The sequence below is a fragment of the Haloferax profundi genome (genome assembly GCF_001469865.1).
Classification (GTDB): Archaea; Halobacteriota; Halobacteria; order Halobacteriales; family Haloferacaceae; genus Haloferax; species Haloferax profundi.
The window spans coordinates 1-537 of record NZ_LOPV01000245.1 but is presented as its reverse complement, the minus strand read 5'-3'; the positions used below and the strand labels follow the sequence as shown (position 1 = coordinate 537).

The window sequence follows — 537 nt, the reverse complement described above, 5'->3', positions numbered from 1 at the left end:
GAGGATGAGTCGATTGTTCTCCGCGATGGATCTGGGACAGAGTATCTCCGTGTTTCCGAGCGGTCGTCGATTACGAAAGAACGCGTGCCAGCAACGTACAGCTACGACCCTGCTGTTGACAAGTATCTCGTGTATGGCCGTGGAGAAACACACGTCTACGAGTCTAAGGACGCATTCGAGTCTGAGTGGGTGAAAATCAAAGAGCCGTTCATCCCTGAAAATGAACTCCCAGAACCCACGTATCACCGTGGAACGTACAGTATCGTGATTCTTCGCGAGGCTATGGAACCGGTTGTGTACAATGGCGGTGAATTAGAATCACTTTCCACGTTGGTTAACAGGGATATCCAGTCTGGACATTCCAAAGGAGACGGGCAAGACGAGGCAGGGAACTCTGATGATCTGAGTTCCAAGCAAGAGCGTGATGTGACGTTCGAATCATTCGTCGATGAATACCTAATTCAAGATGAAGATGCGGTACTCCCAAAGGAGGAAGTTCGGTCACTCTACGAAGCGTGGGCAGAAGACCACGGGCGG

At 50.8% G+C, this 537-nt stretch carries 1 pseudogene; it reads left to right on the top strand.

Features of this window, described 5'->3' with window-relative positions:
• Positions 1–84: 84 nt before the first annotated feature.
• Positions 85–537: pseudogene (locus tag AUR66_RS11520) on the top strand (conjugal transfer protein); the annotation flags it as partial.